Here is a 19688-nt window from a genome sequence, read left to right as displayed (position 1 = left end):
GGCTTTAGTCGTCCCCGTGGCTCCAGCTCGACCACGGGCTGTCGGCGCTCTGCGGCCGGTAGCGGCGGTCGTAGTCGGTGGAATAAAGGCAGCTTTCGTCAAAGCCCTCGCCCTTCAGCACCGGCCCCACCAGGATCAGCGCGGTGCGGGAAATCTTCTCGTCCAGCGACTCTTTCAGCGTTTCCAAAGTGGCGCGGATGATCTGCTGATCCGGCCAGCTGGCGCGGTAGACCACCGCCACCGGGCAATCCGCGCCGTAGTGCGGCGTCAGGCTCTCGACCACATGGTCCAGATTGCCGATCGACAGGTGGATCGCCAGGGTGGTGCCGGTCCGGGCGAAGTTCTCCAGCGACTCGCCTTCTGGCATAGACGACGCGCGGCCGGGCGTGCGGGTCAGCACCACTGACTGGCCAAGGCCGGGCAGGGTCAGTTCGGTGCCAAGCGCGGCAGCGGCAGCAGCAAAGGACGGCACCCCGGGGGTGACGCTGACGGGGATGCCTTCGGCCTTCAGGCGGCGGATCTGCTCGCCCATCGCCGACCACACTGACAGATCGCCGGAATGCAGCCGCGCCACATCCTGGCCCGCCTCATGCGCTGCCTTGATCTCTGCCACGATGGCGTCGAGGTCCATCGCCGCGGTGTTCACGATCTTGGCCTCCGCCGGGCAGTGGCTCAGGATTTCCTCCGGCACCAGCGAACCGGCGTACAGGCACACCGGGCAGGCGGCGATGATATCGCGCCCGCGCAGGGTCAGAAGGTCGGCAGCGCCCGGTCCGGCGCCAATGAAGTGAACGGTCATGGCTCAAGTCTTTCTGCTATGGCCGCGGTGGCAAGCCCATCCGCGGTGACAACTCTGGGGGCAAGAAGGCGCGATCCGGCGCCCGGCACCCCGTGGCGCGCCCCGGCCAGCGCCGCGGCTTCCGCCAGCGACCCGGTGCCGAACCGCGCCTTTATCCGGGGGGAACAGGTCAGTGTCTGCTCCCCGGCAATATCGTTTTCCTGCAGCGCAATCACCGGCAGTCCGATGCTGTGCGCAAACTCCTGCATGGCGGGCGCCCCGGCCTTCTCCGCGACAGAGGCCAGCGCATCCACCTGCGCGCCGGTCAGCGCCAGTGCCGCCTGCAAATCCTCGGCCGTCGCAGCCTCGCGAAATCCGATGCCCGCCACCTTCATCGGGTGACGCTCCACTGGATCACGGGCCGCGCCCGCCGCCAGTCGCGCATGGACCCCAGCGGCCCGGCCTCGGCGATTTCCGCCTTCAGCAGATGGCCGCCGCGGTCCGCGTGGGCGCGCATCAGCAGGGTTTCGGTTTCCAGCGTGACGCCATTGGCCACCAGCCGGGTGCCTTCAGGCAGGATGTCCCACAAGTGGTCCAGCAGCTCTTGCGAGCCGCCGCCGCCGATGAACACGCAATCGGGCAGGGGGTGGCCGTCCAGCACATCCGGCGCCTTGCCCGGCACCGCGGTCATTCTGTGGTCCAGACCAAAGGCGGACGCATTGGCGCGGATGTTCTCCAGCCGGCTCTCGCGCGGCTCAAACGTGATGGCCCGCGCAGCCGAAGCCGCCAGGCACCACTCGACAGAGACTGAGCCGGAGCCGCCGCCGACATCCCACAGCAGTTCACCGCTGCGCGGTGCCAGGGCCGACAGTGTCAGCGCCCGGATCGGCCGCTTGGTGATCTGCCCGTCGCTGGTAAAAAGATCATCTGCAAGGCCGCAGGCCTGCGGCAGGCCCTTGTATCCCGCAGCCTCGACCGCCACGGCAACAGGCGCCTGTACGTCCTTCAGATCAAACCCTTCGGCAGTGATATTGCGCACCTTCTGGCGCGGCCCGCCCAGGCATTCCATCACGGTCAGCGTTGAGGCGCCGAAGCCCTTAGCGGTCAGCCATTCCGCCAACTCCGTGGGCGCGTCGCCATCCCGCATGGTGCAAATCACGCGCGTCCCGTTTCCAAGCAGAGCCCGCAGCCGTGCATAGGGGGCCGCGTGCAGGCCGAGGCAGAGCACCTCCTCCAGCTTCCACGCCAGATGGTTGGCCGCCAGCGCAAAGGTGGAAGCGACAGGATAAGAGACCCACTCGCCAGCCTCCAGATGCCGCGCCAAAGAGCCGCCGGCACCATGCCAGAACGGATCGCCGGATGCCAGAACAGCTACGCGCTGCCCCCGCGCCGCCAGCACCGGCTCAATGGAAAAGGGCACCGGCCAGGGCTGGCCCTTGCTGCCCGCACCCGCCAGTTCCAGATGCCGCGGGCCGCCGAAAACCAGTTCCGCCTCCGCCAGAGCTTTCCGGCTTGCGTCATTCAGGCCTTCCAGTCCATTTTCGCCCAGACCAATGATTGTGAGCCACGGATCAGACATGACACGCATCCTTCTGCTGGGCGGCACCTCTGAGGCCTCGACTCTGGCCAAGACCTTGGCCGAGGCGGGCGAGGATGCGGTGTTCTCCTACGCTGGCCGCACTGCCAAGCCGGTCAGTCAGCCGCTGCCCACGCGCATCGGCGGCTTTGGCGGTGTGGACGGACTGGCGGCCTATCTGCAGGCCGAAGGCATCACCCATGTGGTCGACGCAACCCACCCGTTCGCGGCACAGATGAGCACCAACGCGGTGCAGGCTTGCGCAGCGGCGGGTGTGCCGCTTTGTGCCTTTGAACGCCCGGCCTGGCAGGCGGGAGAGGGCGACCAATGGGTGCATGCGGAGAGCATTGAACAGGCCGTGGAGGCTCTTCCCGCAACCGCGGCACGGGTATTTCTGGCCATCGGCAAGCAGAACCTTGCGCAGTTCGCGGCCAAGCCCCAGCACCATTACCTGCTGCGGCTGGTGGACGCGCCGGAGGCACCCTTGCCGCTGCCGCACACCACGGTCGAGATTGCCCGCGGGCCGTTTGATGCAGCGGGGGACACTGCCCTGATGCAGCGCCATGGCATCACCCATGTGGTTGCCAAAAACGCCGGCGGCGCGGGTGCTGCGGCCAAGCTCACTGCCGCGCGCGACCTCGGCCTGCCGGTCATCATGATCGGCAGACCCAAGGTGCCCGAGCGCCCCATTCTGGGCAGCGTGGCAGAGGTTATGGCCTGGCTGTCTCATCCCGCAGCTTAACCTTCAGCCGCGTAGCGAGGCGTGTAGACGTAGCTGCCGACACGGCGGGTGTTGCGGTTACCGACAATCACCACGGTGCGCATGTCGGCCATCTCAGGTGTTGCGTCCTTCAGCGGCACGGTCAGCAGCTCCTGTCCCGGCTTGGTCACGTCGCGAGCAAAGGTGATTAGCGTGTCCTGTCCGCAGGCCTCGCGCAGGATCTCCAGCGCGCGGGCAAACTGATGCGGCCGCGACTTGGAGCGCGGGTTGTAAAACGCCATCGCCAGCCCGGCCTCACCCACCAGCTGCAGGCGCTTTTCGATGAGACTCCAGGGCTTCAGGTTGTCGCTCAGGTTGATGGCGGCAAAGTCATGCCCCAACGGTGCCCCGATGGCGGCGGCGGCGGCCAGCATCGCGGTGATGCCGGGCAGAACCTTGATCTCAAGATCCAGCCACTCCGGTTTGCTTCCCGCATTGTTTTCAAGCGCCTCGAACACGGCAGAGGCCATGGCAAAGACACCCGGATCACCGGAGGAGACGACAACAACGCGCTTGCCTTCGGCGGCCATTTCCAGCGCATGGGTGGCGCGGTCGACCTCAACGCGGTTGTCAGTAGCGTGCAGGGTCAGCCCCTCGCGCGGCGCGATGCGGTTCACATAGGGGATATAACCAACGATATCCGTGGCTTCTCCGATGGCGTCGCGGACTTCCTGCGTCACCAGCGCCTCATTGCCGGGGCCAAGCCCCGCAATCACCACCCAACCGTTTTGCGATAGCTTCATGGCCGGCGCCCCTGTCCGTGAACCAATACGATGGAGAAATAGGGCACTTCGCCGGTGATCTCCGAGAGCTTCTGCACGGTTTGGCCTGGCATGGTGCCGCGTTCGACCAGCCAGGCGTCCTGCGCGCGGTCCGCGCGTTCCAGCGCGCGGCGCAGCTTGGGCAGGTTGCGGCCGATCTTCATCACCACCAGCGCGTCCGTCTCGGCGGCGCGTTTGGCCAGCTCATCCTCGCTGAGGGTGGCCATCGCCACGGTCAGCACATCGTCCCCCCAGGTAATCGGCTGGCCGGAGGCGGTCCAGCAGCCGGACATGCCGGTAATCCCGGGTACGATCTCCTGCTCGGCGCGGCCTTGCAGGCGGGTGTAGAGATGCATGTATGAGCCATAAAGAAACGGGTCGCCCTCGCACAGCACCACCACGTCTTCGCCTTTGGCAATCTCGGCCAAGGTATCGGCCCATTGGTCATAGAATTCCGCCAGCACCCGGTTGTACTCGGGGTCCGAGAAATGGATCTCCGTCGTCACCGGGTATTCCATCGCGTGTTCAGTGACGCCCTCGGCCAGCATGCCCTCAATGATGGCGCGGGCCTGGCCCTGGCGGCCGGCCTTGCGGAAATAGGCGATGTGGCGTGCGGAGGAAATCAGCCGGTGCGAGCGGACGCTCATCAGATCGGGATCCCCGGGGCCAAGCCCTGCGCAGATGACTTTGCCCATCGTTATTCTTTCCAGCTTGCCAGCGCGTTCACCGCCGCGACGGTGATGGCAGATCCGCCCAGGCGGCCCTTCACGATCATGGACGGCACGGGGAGGTCCTCCATCAGCGCGTCCTTGGATTCCATTGCGCCGACAAAGCCAACCGGACAGCCGATGATGGCGGCGGGGCGGGGGCAGGACGGGTCCTTGAGCATGTTCAAGAGGTGGAACAGCGCGGTGGGGGCGTTGCCGATGGCAACCACGGCGCCTTCCAGTTTCGGGCGCCACAGCTCCAGCGCGGCGGCGGAGCGGGTGTTGGACATCTCCTTGGCCATCTCCGGCACCTTGGGGTCGCGCAGGGTGCAGATCACCTCGTTGTCCGCGGGCAGGCGCGGGCGGGTGATGCCTTCGGAAACCATATAAGCGTCGCAGAGGATCGGCGCGCCGTTTGCCAGGGCTGCGCGGGCGGTCTCCGCCATGCCTTCGGAGAAGCGCACGTGCTGTTCCAGCCCGACCATGCCGGCGGCGTGGATCATGCGGACGACAACGCTTTCCTCGTCTTTGTTGAAGCGCGCCAGATCGGCTTCGCGGCGGATGGTGGCAAAGCTTTCGGCGTAGATCGCGGCGCCGTCGGTTTCGTAGGTGTGGAGCATGTCAGCTGCCCTCTGTCAGAAGTTCGGGAGCGGCGCGCAAAGCGCCGGCGCTCAGGCGGGTCTTTAGCGGCTGATCCGCGGCAGTGCCATTGCGGATCAGGGAGAATTCATCGTTGCCGGTGGCGGTCAACGTCAGCGTTGCGGTGCCGGGGCAGGCGCAGCCCTTGGCGCAGCCGGAAACGTGCAAGCGGGTGCCGGCGGGGACATGCGGGGCAAGATCGCGCGCCAGATCACGGGTAGTGGAAAGCGCCTGCAGGCAGCCGGGCGCGCCGGTGCAGGCGACGACTTGCAGGCGCGGATCTGTTGCATCCAGGATCAGGCCGGGCAGGGGCGGTAGATCCGCGGTGCCTTCCACCAGCAGCATGCGCCAGGGGGTGAGGCGGATTTCGCCATGGTCTGCCAGCTGTGCAAGCGTTGCAGCAGGCATCTGGCCGAACTCCAATGCGGCAAGCGTCCCCGCGGGGACAGCGCCAGGTTTTGCGGCGAAGCTGGTCTTGCCCCTTGGGGTTGTGTGGCCCGCGGGCAGCGGGATGCCTTTTGCAACATGCGGCTTCATCCGGCCGCGGCCATTGGCGGCACCGCCGGTTGCGACGAACCAGCGGGCAAGGGCGAGGGCTTCGGAGACGGCGGATTCACGTGTGGCGGGCTTGCCGGCACCGGACCCGTCTGCCCGCAGGATCAGGGTGCTGCCAGAGCGTTCGATGCGGATGTCGGCGGCGGTGTCTTGCAGCACCGGAGCCGCGCCGCAGTCGACGGCAAAGCCGAATTTTCCAGGCAGGGCCAGATCCGTTGCCGCGGTGAGCGCTGCGCTCAGCTCCTTGGCGATGGTGTGAGTGTCATCGCCCGCTGCCCAGAACGGGGCGAGCAGGACATTGCGGCGGGCTTCGGCGTTTGCATCCGGGTCGATCAGCCCGAATTCGCGCAGCCCTGCAATCAGGTCCTCATGCGCGTCTTCGCGGATGCCGCGCATCTGCAAGTTGGCGCGGGCGGAGATATCCAGCAGGCCGTTGCCGAATTCCTCAGAAAGTCTTGCCACACCGCGCGCCTGGTTAACGGACAGTTTACCGAGCGGCGCGCGCACCCGCACCACCAGCCCATCGCCTGACATCATCGGGCGCAGGGCGCCGGGGCACCAGCCGTAAACCTTAGGCTCTGGGTGGGCACTCATGCTGCGCCCTCCAGCTCTGCCATGATCGAGTTGCGCCGGGTGCTCCAGAGGCCCGCATCGTACAAGGCGCGGAACCGGTCGCGCATGGCCGCGAGCGCCTCCGGGTTTTCGCGCTCCATGAAATCGACCAAATCATCCCGGCCCAAGGTGGCCTCGAAGTAGAGGTCAAACAGATGCGGCTGCACCACCTGCGCCAGATGCGCGAAGGCGGCCATGTGATCGAGCGTTGCAGCAATCTCAGCCGCGCCGCGGAAGCCGTGTTCCATCATTGCAGTGGCCCAGTCCGGGTTGGCGGCGCGGGCGCGGGTGACGCGGGCGATTTCCTCGCCCAAGGAGCGCGCCTGCGGCTTGTCCGGGCGGGTGGCGTCGAGGTGGTAGAGCGCCGGTGCGGTCTGGCCGATGCGGGCCATGGCGGCGGCAAAGCCGGCCTCATGCGCAGCATAGTCAGAGGCGACCAGCAGGTCGGTCTCCGGCAAATCCTGCAAATGCACAAAGCTGTCGGCGCCCTGAAGGCGGGTTTCGAGCGCCGCGCGGGCGTCGGTGATCGCGCCCTTGGCGTCAATCGCGTGGGAGGAGGCGTTGAGCCAGGCCTCGCCCGCCGCCTGACGGGCCGCGTCGGTGTAGTCGTCCAGATGCGGGTTCATCGACAGCCCGTACTGGCCCGGCTTGGGCCCGAAGACGCGCGGGGTTTCGGTGAGGTAGGGGTTGTCGGCCTGCGTCTCCTCGCGGCCCGCCAGCGCGGCGGCGGCACTTTCGAACATCTGGGCAAGGCCGGGGAAGACGTCGCGGAACAGGCCTGAGACGCGCAGGGTCACGTCGATGCGCGGGCGGTTCAGCATCGACAGCGGCAGCACCTCGAAGCCGGAGACGCGTTCGGAGCCTTCGTCCCACTGTGGCGCGAGGCCTGCGAGGTGCAGCGCCATGGCAAACTCCTCACCCGCGGTGCGCATGGTGGCGGAGCCCCAAAGGTCGATCACCAGCCCCTTGGGCCAGTCGCCGTGGTCCTGAAGGTGGCGGCGCAGCAGCTCTTCCGCCAGTTTGACACCTTGCGCATGCGCCGCCCGCGACGGCACCGCCCGCGGATCGGTGGTAAAGAGGTTGCGGCCGGTGGGGATCACATCGGCGCGGCCGCGGAACGGCGAGCCGGAGGGGCCGGGGGTGACGATCTTGCCGTCCAGCGCGGCAATCAGCCCGGCGCGTTCCTCTGCCCCGCATTGGCCGGTGCCGAAGATATGCAGGCCCTCGCCGTACTGGCTTTCCTTGATGTCGCAGACAAAGGCGTCGATGCGGGTGATCGCCTCGGCGGGGGAGGTGTCGGGGGTAAGGCCCAGGTCTGCCTCCACGCCGGTTCCCTGCGCCTCTGCCCGGATGTCGCCGATCAGCCGGTCGCGCCGGGCCGGATCAAGGCCGTCGGCGGTGGAATATTCGTCGAGCAGGCTTTCAAGCCGGGACATGCCCTCAGGCAGGGTGGTCTGTGCCAGTGGCGGGGGCAGGTGGCCGATGGTGACGGCGCCGATGCGGCGCTTGGCCTGTGCTGCCTCGCCCGGATCGTTGACGATGAACGGGTAGGCGACGGGCAGCGGGCCGGTCAGGACTTCGGGCCAGCACGCGCCGGAGAGGGCAACCGCCTTGCCTGGAAGCCATTCCAGTGTGCCGTGGGCGCCGATGTGGATGAGGGCGTCAGTCTGGGTGCGCAGCCACAGGTAAAACGCCACATAGGCGTGGCGCGGGGTGCGGTCGAGGTCGTGGTAATCGTCGACGCGGGTCTTCACTTCGCCGCGTTCGGGCTGCAAAGCGATCAGGGCTTTGCCTGCGCGCAAGGCCTTGAAATGAAACGCGCCATCGCGGAAATCTGCGTCTTTTTCCGGGCTGCCCCAGGCCGCGGCCAGCGCGTCCTGCAGCTCTTGCGGCAGGGTGGCGAGGGCTTGGCGGTAGTCCTCCAGCGGAACGCTGAGGGTCTCTTTCATCAGCCGCAGGCCGGTGTTCTCCTGCGGCTCGACGGTATAGCCCTGATCCCAGAGCGCGCGCAGGATTTCGTCGCAGGAGGCCAGCGCGTCGAGGCCGACGGCATGGGCCAGATTGTGGTCGCGGCCGGGGTATGTGGAGAGGATCAGGGCCAGGTGCTTGTCTGCATTCGGCAGATTGGCGAGGTGCAGCCAGCCCTCCACGCGGTCCACGGCAGCCTTGATGCGGTCCGCATCTGCGCGGTGGGCAAAGCGGGAGTACTGCAGGTCCTCGTCTTTCTTGCCCGGCGATTTGAAGCTGACAACGCCTGCGAAGATGCGGCCGTCAACCTCCGGCAGGACGACGTGCATGGCGAGATCGGCGGGCGATAGCCCGCGGTCTGCTTCGGCCCAGTCTTTCTTGCGGGCGGTGGACAGAGCGACCTGGAACACCGGGCAGCCGGTGGTGGACAGCGGCGAGGCGCTGCCGTCGGTGCCTTGGGCGGAAAACGCGGTGGCGTTGATGATCGCTGCAGGGGCCAGTTCAGGGAGTTTCGCGCGCAGCCAGTCTGCCGCGGCGGGGGCCTTGAGGCTGGCGGCAAAGATGCCGAAGGCGGCGTAGCCGCGGGCGCGCAGCTCCTCGATCAGAGCATCTGCCGGAGCAGTGTCGGCAGCTGTGAGATAAGAGCGGTAGAAGCTTACCAGCACCAGCGGTTTGTCCTGCGGCGGCAGGTCTGCGAGCACGCCCTTGGCCGGATCGTAGAACCCGTGCTCCGGCATTGTTTTGAGGCCGAGGACAGGGCCGGCATAGAGGCCGGCTGCCAGCGACAGCTGGGCCAGCGCGGCCTGGGCTGCAACGGCGCCGCCGGCATCGCAGAGGGACTGCAGGCGGCGCAGAGTGGAGACGGGCAGGGTGGACAGCTCATCAAGCCGCGCATCCTCGCGCCCGTCAGCGGGCAGGATTGCCAGCGCAATACCTTTGCGGCGGGCCAGGTCCTGCAGGGTGGCAAGGCCATAGGACCAGTAGCTTTCGCCGCCGATCAGGCGGACGAGGACACCCTTGGCACCTTCCAGTGTCTGTTCTGCATACACATCGACCGACAGCGGGTGCTTCAGCGCTACCAGGTTGGCGAGGCGCAAGCTGGGGAGCCTGCCGTCTGCCCGGTGCCAGCCCGCCGCGAAGGCGCCGAGATCGCTGTCGGAGAAAGACAGCACCACCAGATCGCCGGGCGTCTGCCCGAGATCCTGCGGGGTGTCGGTCTCGTCAAGGCCGTGGCTTTCGCGGAAGACGACGTGCATAGGTCAGGCCCTTTCGGAAAGAAGAGCAGAGGGCAGTGCCCGGCCTCGGGAGGAAGCGAAGCGCCCTCCCGTGGGGGAGGTCGGGCGCTGCCCGGCGTTGCCGCCGGGCGAAACCTTTAAAGTTTCGCCTTGGGGCATCAGCTTCAGGCCCCCAGCTCGGCGCGGATGGCTTGTTCGTCGATATCGTCATGCTCGGCGATGACCACCAGGGCGGTCTTGCGCGGCTGCGCGCCCCAAGGCTGATCATACTGGGCGCGCAGGCGCTCGCCCACGGCCTGAACCAGCATCCGCATCGGTTTCCCCTCCACCGCGACATAGCCTTTGACGCGCAGGATGTTGCGCTCGCGGGCGAGTTTCACGATGGCATTCTGCAGCGCTTCCGGGTCGGAGACTTCACCCATTTCGACAACGATGCTCTCAAAATCGTCATGCTCGTGGTCGTGGTGGCCGTCGTGGTGGCTGGGGCGTGCCTCCAGGTCGTCCTCGGCAGCGGCACCCAGACCCAGAATGATGCGCGGGTCGATGACGCCTTCGCTCATCGGCAGGATCGGCAGCTTGCGCGGGGCTTCGGCCTCAATCACCGCGCGGGCCTTGTCGACGCCTTCGTCGCCGGCCAGGTCGGCCTTGGACAGCAGCACGATGTCGGCGCAGGAGATCTGGTCCTCGAACACTTCGCTGAGCGGGGTTTCGTGGTCGATGCTGTCATCCGCCTCGCGCTGGGCCTGAACGGCGTCCAGGTCGGGGGCGAACTGGCCCTTGGCAACCGCCTCGGCGTCGGCCAGCGCAATCACGCCATCGACGGTGATGCGGGAGCGGATGGCGGGCCAGTCAAACGCTTTCAGGAGCGGCTTGGGCAGGGCCAGACCGGAGGTTTCGATCACGATGTGATCGGGCTTTTCCGGCAGGTCCATCAGCTGTTCGATGGTGGGGATGAAGTCATCCGCGACGGTGCAGCAGATGCAGCCGTTGGCCAGCTCCATGATGTTTTCCGCCGGGCAGTTCTCATCCGCGCAGGACTTCAGGATGTCGCCATCGACGCCGGCGGTGCCGAACTCGTTGACCACAACCGCCAGGCGCTTGCCCTGCGGGTTCTGCATCAGGTGGCGGATCAGCGTGGTCTTGCCGGCACCGAGGAAGCCGGTGATGACGGTGACGGGGATCTTGTTGAGGTCGCTCATGATTACTCCTCGGAGAAGAACTTGGCCGGCGGGATGCGGGCAACGGATTGCTTGCGGAAGGTCTGCGGGCGCTCGCGCCAGGGCACGACGCCGTCAGCGGTGGCGGCATAGGCGGCAGCCCCTTCCAGGATTTCAGGGACGTGCTGATCCGGGTCGAGATCGCCGTAGACATAGGTCCAGCGTTCCGCGCCGCCGATCAAAGCCACGGCGCAGCCGCGTTTGCAGGAGGACAGGCATTCGACCCCGCGCAGACGGACGCCTTCGGGCATCCCGGCCTCTTCCAGGGCTGCGTGCAGAATGGCGCCGGGGCGGGTGGCCTCGGGGTCCGCCCCCTCGCGGCGGCAGGTAAGGCAAACGGTCAATGTGACCGGTCCCGGGGTCCTGGCAGCTTGGCCTGCCATATCGTCAGCCATCGGCGCGTCTCCTGTCGCGGCAGGGCGTGCGGGATGGCCAGAAAGGAGCCGTATCGTGCCAGCCCCTCACCCGGTCGCAGAACACCCCGTCTGCCCGTTGAACTCTCTTTCGCTGGCAGGTCTCCCGGCTTGCGGATGCCAAGGCTTGGGCCTTGCCGGCCATCCTGCCTTCCCGGGGCTAACCCCAGTGGCATGGCGGCCTCATCCGGTCACGGTCGCGGGGGCGGCTGTGCTTGAGCCTTGGCAAGGCCTTCACATTCCCTCTTCGCCTGTTTTCACAGGAACCAGCTGAACCCCCTTGCGCTATGGCGGGCTTCTTTGTCAAGACATGGGGTCAAACAGCTGGAGAGCCCCCATGAGCGAAAAGTCTGAAACCGGCATCTCAGAGGAAGAAGCCGCCCGTCACGCGTCCAAAATGGCCAAGAAGAAGGCCGCGCGCGACCGGATGATGAAGACCAAGGAGGGCGAGAAGGGCCTGATCATCGTTCACACCGGCCCGGGCAAGGGAAAATCCTCCTCCGGGTTCGGCATGATCATGCGCTGCATCGCCCACAAGATGCCTTGCGCCGTGGTGCAGTTCATCAAGGGTGCCTGGCAGACCGGCGAGCGCACCCTGATCGAGGAGAACTTCAGCGATCTGTGCCAGTTCTATGCGATGGGCGAGGGGTTCACCTGGGAAACCCAGGACAAGGCGCGTGACATTGCCGCCGCGCAAAAGGGCTGGGAGAAGGCCAAGGAGATGATCCTGGATGAGCGCAATACCATGGTGCTGCTGGATGAGATCAACATCGCGCTGCGTTATGAGTATCTGGACCTGGAGGAGGTGCTGGAGTTCCTGGTGGAGCAGAAACCGCCGATGACCCATGTGGTTTTGACGGGCCGCAACGCCAAGGAAGAGCTGATTGAGATCGCCGATCTGGTGACCGAAATGGGCCAGATCAAGCACCCGTTCCGCGCCGGGGTAAAGGCGCAGAAGGGCGTCGAGTTTTAATGGAACCGCTGCCCGGCCTGCAGGCCGGGTGGCGCCCGTCCCGCAGGGACCGGCGCTGTCTTCGAACCTAAGCCGCGAGCTGCGCTGCTTTGCCTTGGATGTAGGTATCCACCGCCGCGCGCTGGGCTTCATCCAGCCGCAGCCCCAGCTTGGTGCGCCGCCACAGGTAATCTTCGCCGCTGCGCACCCATTCGCGGGCAATTGCCCAATCAAGCTCCCGCGCGGTGATCGTAGCGCCGAAGTCCTGCCCCAAGTCTTCGGCGGATTTCGCTGTGCCCAGCACCGCCCAGGCCTCTGTGCCGTAGGCGCGGATCAGGCGGCGCGTCGCGTAGGGGGTGAGGAACGGATAGTCCGCTGCGAGTTTGTTTTGCAGCGTTTTCACATCCGTCACCGCAAAATCGCCGCCGGGCAGGGCCACGCCTGCGGTCCAGTCCGCGGGCAGCTGGGGGAACACCTCGCCGATTTTTGCCAGTGCTGCCTCGGCCAGCTTGCGGTAAGTGGTGATCTTGCCGCCGAAGACATTGAGCAGCGGCGCCTGCGCCTGATCCAGAGTCAGCACGTATTCGCGGGTTGCCGCGGTGGCAGAGCTGGCACCGTCATCATAAAGCGGGCGCACGCCGGAATAAGTCCAGACGATATCCTCCCGCGCAAGCGGCTGGTTGAAATATCCGGACGCGAAATCAATCAGATAGTCCTGTTCTGCTTCGGTGCATTCGGGGGCTGTGCCCGGATCCGGATGATCGGCGTCAGTGGTGCCGATCAGGGTGAAATCCTCCTCATAAGGAATGGCAAAGATGATCCGCCCGTCGGTGCCCTGGAAGAAGTAGCAGCGGCCGTGATCGAACAGTTTCGGCACCACGATATGGCTGCCGCGCACCAAGCGGACATTTTCGCGGCTGTTCTGGCCCAGCTTCTGATGCAGCACGTCCGCCACCCACGGACCGCCTGCGTTGATCAGCATCTTTGCGCGGCGCTGATGGGTGTCGCCGGTGGCCTGATCCTGCAGGGTGATCACCCATTGATCTGCTTGGCGTTCGGCTGACAGGACCTTGGTCCGGGTCAGGATCTCGGCGCCGCGGGCCTGTGCGTCGCGGGCGTTGAGGACGACCAGGCGGGCGTCCTCAATCCAGCAGTCGGAATATTCAAAGGCAGTCTTGAATTTGTCCTTCAGCGGCCTGCCTGCCGGATCATGTGCCAGTTCCAGTTTCGCCGTTCCGGGCAGGATGCCGCGTTTGCCCAGCGAGTCGTACAGAAACAGCCCCAGCCGGATCAGCCAGGCCGGGCGGCGGCCCTTCATCCACGGCATAAAGGCTGTGAGCAGCTTGGATGTCGGGGTTTCGCTGTCAAACCGCATATCCTTGTGGAACGGCAGCACAAAGCGCATCGGCCAGGAGATATGCGGCATCGCTTTCAGCAGCACCTCGCGTTCGATCAGCGCTTCGCGCACCAAGCGGAACTCGAAATACTCGAGATAGCGCAGGCCGCCGTGAAACAGCTTGGTCGAGGCCGAGGAGGTGGCGGACGCAAGGTCGTTCATCTCTGCCAGCGTCACCGACAGGCCGCGGCCGGCGGCGTCACGGGCGATGCCGCAGCCGTTGATGCCGCCGCCGATGATAAATAGGTCCGTTACAGGCGTGTTAGTCATTTTCGCTGCTTTCGTTTTGTCCTGCGGTCAGGATGCGGGTGCCAGCCGCCTGCGCGGCCTTGGCGAATTCTTGCGGCACGGGGCGGTCGGTGATCATGACGTCCAGATCCGCCACATCGCAGATCCGCACCGGGGCGGAGCGGGTGAACTTGCTGCCGTCGCAGATCAGGATTTTCTGCCGGGCATTGGCGAGAATCGCACGCGCTACCGCCACCTCGCGCCCGTCGTGGTCCATCACGGCGCCGTCTTGGTCCAGGGCCGAGGCGCCGATCACAGCGTAATCCACCTTGTAGCGCCCAAAGAAAGTGCTCGCGTCTTCGCCGACAATCGCACCGTCGCTCTGCCGGACTGCACCGCCCGCGACGATCAGTTCCTGTGCCTGTCCGCCCATCATCAGATTGATAATGTTGATATTGTTGGAGAGAACGGTCAGGCCCCTGTGCCCTGCCAGCGCCCGCGCGGCCTGTTCGGTCGACGTGCCGATATTGAGGCTGATCGAGCAGTTTTCCGGGATCAGGTCCGCTGCCGCTGCCGCCATTGCCTGTTTGGCGGAGGCGTTCAGCAGGCGGCGGTCGGCATAGGCCCGGCTGGCAACTGCGCTGGTGCGCACGGCCCCCCCGTGCACGCGTGACAGCTTTCCTTGCGCGCTGAGATCGCGCAGATCGGTCCGGATGGTCTGCAGGGAAACACCAAACCGGGCTGAGAGATCCTCCACTTCAACACGTTCCCGCTGCTCCAGGAGTGAAAGTATTTCGGAGTGGCGGGAGCTGGCGTCCATGGCGGCGTCCGTGTTTGATTCTGTGCTGACGCTTTTGTATATCTTTCGGATTACTTTCGTAAAGCTTTTGTTATCGGGCGCGCGCGTTGCTGATGTGATCAATGGATCCAGGTTACGGCTTTTCTTTGAGGGATACTGCTCTAGCTGAATCTGTAGTCATTTGGAAAGAAACAGGAATTTAGAGATGGGGATGAAGGTGGCAGTATTGGCTTCCGCGCTCGGCGGGGGTTTCGCATTTTCCTTTGCTCAGCCGGGGGCAGCTGCTGAATGGGTGCTGGGGATCGGCGCCGACGATATCTTTGACGAAAACAAGAATACCATTGCCGCATTTCTGGCCGAGTACCATTCGGACCCGTTTAGAGAGTTCGGGAACGTTTCGCTGTCCTGGATGGCTGCAGTTCAGGCCGATACCGGCGGGGACGTTCTGGGGGTCGTCGGGGTCCATTTTCTTTTGGGCGGCCGGAGCAGCGGCTGGATCATCGAAGGCAGTCTGGGGGCGGGCGTGCTGCATCAGGGCAGCGATCCTTTGGAGGAAGGGGACACCTTTCAATTCCGAACATCAATCGGAGCCGGTCACGAGTTAAACAATGGCGCGCGGATTACGCTGAGCATAGATCATCTGTTCAACAAGGACTTCGATAACTGGAAACCCGGGACCGAAGCGGTTCTGCTGCGCTATACACAGCAATTCTGATCCGGGCCGTATTTCAGGATGGTTTGCGGCGGAATTGGTCCAGCGGGATCAGGTGATTATCCCACGCCAGGTCCGCGCTGTGCAGCGGAAATTGTCCGGTGCCGGAGACTGCAATGAACTGGCCGGTGCCGGTGCTGGCGATGAAGCCGGTGGCAGAGGGCGCCAGGCCGCAGACGTCGGTCATCCTGTGTTCCCGCAGCAGCGCGCCGCTGACTGTGCCCAAAACCTGCAGCACCCCGCCGCGCGGCGAGGTGACGCCAAGCTGGCTGCCGTCAGCGGAAAACGCGACAGAGCCGCCGTAGCCATTCATATTCAGCACGCGGGCGTCATCTTCGGCCAGCAGGAACGGCGCACCACCGGGATGGTGCAAACCGGCCGTGGGGACTTGTTCGCCCAGGTCGCCCTGCCATTGCATGGCAAAACCGACAGTGCCGTCCGTCCGGACTGAAAGGTGGCGGATTGAGTTCAGGCGGAGTTCCTGCGGCAGTTCCATCTGGTCCTGCAGCTTTCCGTCCAGACTCAGGTAGCTGAGGTTCGGGCGCATGTCCGGAAGGTTCAGCTTGGCACGGCCGCTGTCGGGGTGTGTCTCGATGCCGCCATTGGCGACTGCTAGACCGGGCGCGTCACGGCGCAGAAGCATATCATGCGGGCCAGTGCCGCCGGAGGAGAAGGCGGCGATGCGGCGATACCCGTCTGAGACGTCCCAGACCCCGATCACACCGCGGGCGTTTTCATAGTCGTTTTCGGTGGTGAACAGGCGGCTGCCGTCCGGGGAGAACACTCCGTGGCCGTAAAAGTGATGCCCGGCAGGCGGCTCAATCCGGGCAAGGGCGGCGCCGGTCCGGCAGTCAATCACATCGGCAAAGCGGCCCGGGCGGCGGGCAAAGGCAACGGCTTCGGGACGGATGGGGTGCGCGGCTGCCGCATGGCCGCGGCCGGGCAAGGGGTGGCGGAACAGGATCCTGCCTGTTTCGGTGAGGCCGGCCAGCAGGAAGGCGCCGCTGGCGTCTTGGCCGGCTGACAGGAACGCCGGGCTGCCTGCAGCGGCCCAGCTGGCCTGCGGTGTGAATGCGGAGGCCGCAAGGCCTGCCAGAAATCCGCGGCGGGATGTCATGCCGGGTCCTTTCCGTCAGTCGCCGTCGAGCGAGTTGAAGCCCGCGGCCACGCCAAGTGCCGGGCCGAGACGCGTTGACACCAGGCCGCGAAGGTCCTTGACCTGCTGGCGCAGCGCTTCGATGCGGATACGGTCAGCGGGTACGGCGACCCCGGCAAAGATGGGATCATCCAGCATATCCGCCCGACTGCGGACCTTTTCAAATCCGCGGGCGAGGTCATTCTTCAGTGCATCATCACTCTGAGCAAGCGCCAGCGCCAGCGGCGCCATCGCGTCCAGCGATACCAGCACATGGCGCAGGCTGCGGCCCGATCGGCGGGCTTCGGCGCGGTTGGGACGCGGTTTGTCATAGCTGCCCAGCGGACGGCCCAGGCGCATGTCGTCCAGCACTTGCAGTCCTGTGGTCAGTGCCTTCAGCAGTTCCTGGGTGATTTCGGCTTCGCTCCGGTAACGCTTGGCCGGGGCGCGCATTTCGTCTGCGTAGGTTTCCGCCCAGTCCTTATTGATGGCTTGTGCGGTGGCCGCAATATCGGTGCTGACCGCGCGGGTTAGGACGCAGTGGTAGTCTGCGCTGCCCGCGGTGGAGAGTTCCGGATCATAGAGCAAGTATTCCAGCGCATAAAACCCGCGGTTGGCGATGGAATAGCTGGCGAATGCGGGAGAGTCTGAGACGCCAGCGTCCTCGCTGCGGATCAGATTGGCCAGCGCCTTGGGTGTCTTGCTGCGGCTGTCAGGCCAGAAGGCCAGCGCAAAAGCGCGGCTGTCTGTTTCTGTCGGGCCAAAGCGGTAGTGGCTCGCGGCGATCCAGGCGTCGAAGGCCGCGCCATAGGCTGCACGCAGGGTTTTAGAGTGCGGATCGCAATCTGCCTCTGCTGTGTCTGCCAGTGTTGCCGCATCTTCTGCCAGCTCCGCGAACGCAGGGAGGATCAGCTGATCTGTGATCATGCTGGACAGCTCGGATGCTGCAGCGGGGCCTGCCGCTAGGGCAAGGGTCAGGGCAAGGGCGCGCATCAGAGGCTCTCCAGGAAGGTCATAAGGGCAGCGCGGTCCTGCGGCGCGAGGTCCACGACGCGGTTCTTAGCCGCTTCAGCCTCGCCGCCGTGCCACAGGATGGCTTCCAGCAGGGTGCGGGCGCGGCCGTCGTGCAGGAAGTTGGCGCGCGGCGAGACCTGCTGCGTCAGGCCGATGCCCCAGAGCGGCGCGGTGCGCCACTCGCGCCCTGTGGCGCGGGCCTCGGGGCGGTTGTCGGCGAGGCCGTCGCCCATGTCATGCAGCAAGAGGTCGGAATAGGGCCAGATCAGCTGAAAGCTTTGCTCCGGGCGGTCTGCCAGCCGATGGGTTACGTATTTCGGCACATGACAGGCGGCGCAGCCCGCGTTGTAGAACATCTTTTTGCCGCGCAGAACCATTGGGTCATCAGCCTTGCGGCGGGCCGGCACGCCGAGGTTGCGGCTGTAGAAGGTAACCAGATCCATATTGGCCTGGTCGATCTCGGTTTCACGGGAATCACCGCCGCCATGGGGTGCGGAATGGCAGGCGGTCTGCAGGTCAGTGCATTCACCCGTGTGGGCCGGGAACAGCGGGGTTGAGATGCCGATGTCGCCGGCAAAGGCGCCGGCGGACTGTTCATGCACGGTCGGCATCCCGGCCTTGAGGCCAAAGCGGCCCAGCATGATCCGGTTGAATTCCCGCGACCAGACCAGATTGGCGCGTCCGGAGATGCCGTCGCCGTTGGCGTCGTCTTCATCCGCATGGGCAAGGATATCGGCGGCAGGGATCGCCTCCAGCAGGCCAAGGCCGATCATCGGCGGCGCGACGCGGGGGCTGAGCATGGCGTTCTCTGCCAGCGGGCCGTAGCCAAGATCCGCGGTGGTGTAGCCGGGGCGGCGCAGGGTAACGGTTTCACCGCCGTTCAGCGCGATTTTGATTTCCTCGTAATCGACCTTCAGCTTGTACTCCGGTGCAATGCCGGGGGCGGAGAAATCCTGCAGCTGGCTGCCATAATTCGGATCGGGCGCTGTTCCTATGTAGTCGCTGACTGCTTGCATCTGCGGCGGCACCGGGCCGGGAACGGAGACGCGCAGGAACATGGAGGCAGAGGCATAGTCCGGCTGGTCCGGCACATGGCCGCGGCCGTCCTTCAGGTGGCAGCGCTGGCAGGAGCGGGCATTGTAAAGCGGGCCGAGACCATCGGAGGCCCTGGTGGAGGCAGGCGAGAAAACCCAGATCTTCTTGAACAGCCCGTTGCCAAGCTTGAATTCCAGTTCCTGCTCGAAGCTGAGATTGGAAGAATGCTGGGAGAAGGCCTCATCATCGGTTCTGGCGCGCACAGTGGCTGCGCCTGCGGGCAGGTTCTCAAACGGTTCGGGCGCGGAGAAGCTGCTGGCAGGCGCTGTCACCGCCGCGATCCGGGCGCGTTCGGCATCTGTGCGGGGGAGGGGAGAGAGGTGCGGCTCTGTATGATGCCGGCTGGCCAGGTCCAGCGCCGCTAGGGGTGTGGCCGCCGCAAGCGCGGCAGCCAGCATGATGTTAGTCTTCAATCTCTGCCATCTTGGTGGCGTTGAGCTGGGCATAGTTTTCGGCACCGATCCGGTCGTGCAGTTCAAGCTGAGTTTCGAGGAAGTCGATATGGCCTTCTTCATCCGCCATCAGATCTTCGAACAGCTTCTGTGTGACGTAATCGCCCGCCTTATTGCAGGCATCGCGGGCTTCCTTATAGAGCGCGCGGGCGTCCACTTCGGCGGCAAGGTCGCATTCGAGGGTTTCTTTTGGCGTCTGGCCGATCCGCAGCGGGTCAAGCTTTTGCAGGTTCGGGTGGCCGCCGAGGAACAAAATCCTTTCAATCAATTTGTCCGCGTGCTCCATCTCCTCGATGGATTCTTCGCGGCTTTTTTTGGCCATGCTGCCCAGGCCCCAATCGTCCTGCAGCCGGTAGTGCAGCCAGTACTGGCTGACCGCTGTCAGCTCATGGCGCAGTGCCTTGTTGAGATAGTCGATGACCTTGGCGTCGCCCTGCATAATGTGTCTCCTGAATTGATGCTGCGCGCAAATTTGTAAGCTGCGCAGGTACTTCCAGCTTACTGCTGGAACGCATCGTGTCGAGGAAAAGCGGCATGCAGCCGCCGCAATCGGCGGTTTTTCCCAGCGCATGATAGATTTTGCCGGGGGTGATTATCGTTTCAGGGTCGGCGCTTCGCATCCAGTCGATGGCGGCGCGGATATCGTGATCCGAGATCTGTGTGCAGTGGCAAACGATCATGCTG

At 65.2% G+C, this 19688-nt stretch carries 20 protein-coding genes and 1 riboswitch; of the genes, 3 read left to right on the top strand and 17 right to left on the bottom strand.

All coding sequences use genetic code 11. The features are described 5' to 3' along the window. Positions 1-4: 4 nt before the first annotated feature. From cobM to cbiE, 3 genes are read right to left on the bottom strand one after another with little or no spacing between them, the layout of a single operon-like run. A complete protein-coding gene (gene cobM / locus AC5STB_RS01165; RefSeq protein ID WP_495441148.1) occupies positions 5-799 on the bottom strand; it encodes a precorrin-4 C(11)-methyltransferase in 795 nt (264 codons plus the stop codon). Continuing rightward, entirely contained in the window at positions 796-1173 is a 378-nt protein-coding gene (locus tag AC5STB_RS01160) for a cobalamin biosynthesis protein (RefSeq protein ID WP_495441147.1), read from the bottom strand. The genes cobM and AC5STB_RS01160 overlap by 4 nt, the downstream gene beginning before the upstream one ends. Then, a complete protein-coding gene (gene cbiE, locus AC5STB_RS01155; protein WP_495441146.1) occupies positions 1170-2357 on the bottom strand; it encodes a precorrin-6y C5,15-methyltransferase (decarboxylating) subunit CbiE in 1188 nt (395 codons plus the stop codon). Before cbiE ends, AC5STB_RS01160 begins: the two co-directional genes overlap by 4 nt. Here cbiE and AC5STB_RS01150 point away from each other — a divergent pair. Next, positions 2356-3096 carry a cobalt-precorrin-6A reductase gene (locus tag AC5STB_RS01150; RefSeq protein ID WP_495441145.1) on the top strand — a complete coding sequence of 247 codons (741 nt, stop codon included), beginning with the start codon at positions 2356-2358 and terminating at the stop codon, positions 3094-3096. The genes cbiE and AC5STB_RS01150 overlap by 2 nt on opposite strands. Here AC5STB_RS01150 and cobJ read toward each other — a convergent pair. The 7 genes from cobJ to AC5STB_RS01115 form a co-directional block, all read right to left on the bottom strand. Continuing rightward, positions 3093-3857, bottom strand: coding sequence for a precorrin-3B C(17)-methyltransferase (gene cobJ / locus AC5STB_RS01145; RefSeq protein ID WP_495441144.1), 765 nt, complete (start codon positions 3855-3857; stop codon positions 3093-3095). The two genes, AC5STB_RS01150 and cobJ, sit on opposite strands and share 4 nt — an antisense overlap. Then, the gene (locus AC5STB_RS01140; RefSeq protein ID WP_495441143.1) at positions 3854-4570 is read right to left on the bottom strand and encodes a precorrin-2 C(20)-methyltransferase; all 717 of its coding nucleotides are present in this window, start codon (positions 4568-4570) and stop codon (positions 3854-3856) included. Before AC5STB_RS01140 ends, cobJ begins: the two co-directional genes overlap by 4 nt. Before the next feature lie 2 nt (positions 4571-4572). Further along, a complete protein-coding gene (locus tag AC5STB_RS01135) occupies positions 4573-5202 on the bottom strand; it encodes a precorrin-8X methylmutase (RefSeq protein WP_495441142.1) in 630 nt (209 codons plus the stop codon). Position 5203: 1 nt separating this feature from the next. After that, complete coding sequence (gene cobG, locus AC5STB_RS01130; RefSeq protein ID WP_495441141.1) at positions 5204-6370, bottom strand: precorrin-3B synthase; 1167 nt, start codon at positions 6368-6370, stop codon at positions 5204-5206. Next, positions 6367-9612: a cobaltochelatase subunit CobN gene (cobN, locus tag AC5STB_RS01125; protein WP_495441140.1), complete on the bottom strand. Its 3246-nt coding sequence runs from the start codon at positions 9610-9612 to the stop codon at positions 6367-6369. Before cobN ends, cobG begins: the two co-directional genes overlap by 4 nt. 143 nt (positions 9613-9755) lie before the next feature. Beyond that, complete coding sequence (gene cobW / locus AC5STB_RS01120; RefSeq protein WP_495441139.1) at positions 9756-10790, bottom strand: cobalamin biosynthesis protein CobW; 1035 nt, start codon at positions 10788-10790, stop codon at positions 9756-9758. Between the two features lie 2 nt (positions 10791-10792). After that, complete coding sequence (locus AC5STB_RS01115; protein ID WP_495441138.1) at positions 10793-11203, bottom strand: DUF1636 family protein; 411 nt, start codon at positions 11201-11203, stop codon at positions 10793-10795. Positions 11204-11300: 97 nt separating this feature from the next. After that, positions 11301-11507: riboswitch (cobalamin riboswitch) on the bottom strand. A 51-nt stretch (positions 11508-11558) separates the two neighbouring features. On the opposite strand from AC5STB_RS01115, the gene cobO reads away from it, so the two are divergent. After that, positions 11559-12194 (top strand): cob(I)yrinic acid a,c-diamide adenosyltransferase, encoded by a 636-nt coding sequence (gene cobO / locus AC5STB_RS01110; protein WP_174148263.1) that lies wholly within the window; start codon positions 11559-11561, stop codon positions 12192-12194. Positions 12195-12261: 67 nt separating this feature from the next. On the opposite strand, the gene glpD is transcribed toward cobO, so the two are convergent. Both glpD and AC5STB_RS01100 read right to left on the bottom strand, forming a co-directional pair. Continuing rightward, positions 12262-13839, bottom strand: coding sequence for a glycerol-3-phosphate dehydrogenase (gene glpD, locus AC5STB_RS01105; protein WP_495441137.1), 1578 nt, complete (start codon positions 13837-13839; stop codon positions 12262-12264). Next, positions 13832-14617, bottom strand: a complete 786-nt coding sequence (locus tag AC5STB_RS01100) for a DeoR/GlpR family DNA-binding transcription regulator (protein WP_495441136.1) — start codon at positions 14615-14617, stop codon at positions 13832-13834. The genes glpD and AC5STB_RS01100 overlap by 8 nt, the downstream gene beginning before the upstream one ends. Before the next feature lie 196 nt (positions 14618-14813). Between AC5STB_RS01100 and AC5STB_RS01095 the strand changes: the two genes are divergently transcribed. Further along, positions 14814-15311, top strand: a complete 498-nt coding sequence (locus AC5STB_RS01095) for an acyloxyacyl hydrolase (RefSeq protein ID WP_495441135.1) — start codon at positions 14814-14816, stop codon at positions 15309-15311. 13 nt (positions 15312-15324) lie between these two features. Here the strand turns inward: AC5STB_RS01095 and AC5STB_RS01090 are convergent, their stop codons facing one another. Genes AC5STB_RS01090 through AC5STB_RS01070 form a run of 5 tightly spaced genes read right to left on the bottom strand, consistent with a single transcriptional unit; the run spans position 15325 to position 19684 of the window. Then, positions 15325-16425 (bottom strand): DUF1513 domain-containing protein, encoded by a 1101-nt coding sequence (locus AC5STB_RS01090; protein WP_495441134.1) that lies wholly within the window; start codon positions 16423-16425, stop codon positions 15325-15327. Between the two features lie 15 nt (positions 16426-16440). After that, positions 16441-17436 carry an imelysin family protein gene (locus AC5STB_RS01085; RefSeq protein WP_495441133.1) on the bottom strand — a complete coding sequence of 332 codons (996 nt, stop codon included), beginning with the start codon at positions 17434-17436 and terminating at the stop codon, positions 16441-16443. Beyond that, complete coding sequence (locus AC5STB_RS01080; protein WP_495441132.1) at positions 17436-18965, bottom strand: di-heme oxidoreductase family protein; 1530 nt, start codon at positions 18963-18965, stop codon at positions 17436-17438. Before AC5STB_RS01080 ends, AC5STB_RS01085 begins: the two co-directional genes overlap by 1 nt. Next, on the bottom strand, positions 18955-19443 hold the full coding sequence (gene bfr / locus AC5STB_RS01075) for a bacterioferritin (RefSeq protein WP_027259753.1): 489 nt from the start codon (positions 19441-19443) through the stop codon (positions 18955-18957). The genes AC5STB_RS01080 and bfr overlap by 11 nt, the downstream gene beginning before the upstream one ends. Then, entirely contained in the window at positions 19391-19684 is a 294-nt protein-coding gene (locus AC5STB_RS01070) for a (2Fe-2S)-binding protein (RefSeq protein ID WP_495441131.1), read from the bottom strand. The genes bfr and AC5STB_RS01070 overlap by 53 nt, the downstream gene beginning before the upstream one ends. Positions 19685-19688: the final 4 nt, after the last annotated feature.

The sequence above is a fragment of the Leisingera sp. CC-HEC093 genome (genome assembly GCF_059429195.1).
This window is presented reverse-complemented; position numbering and strand designations above follow the sequence as displayed.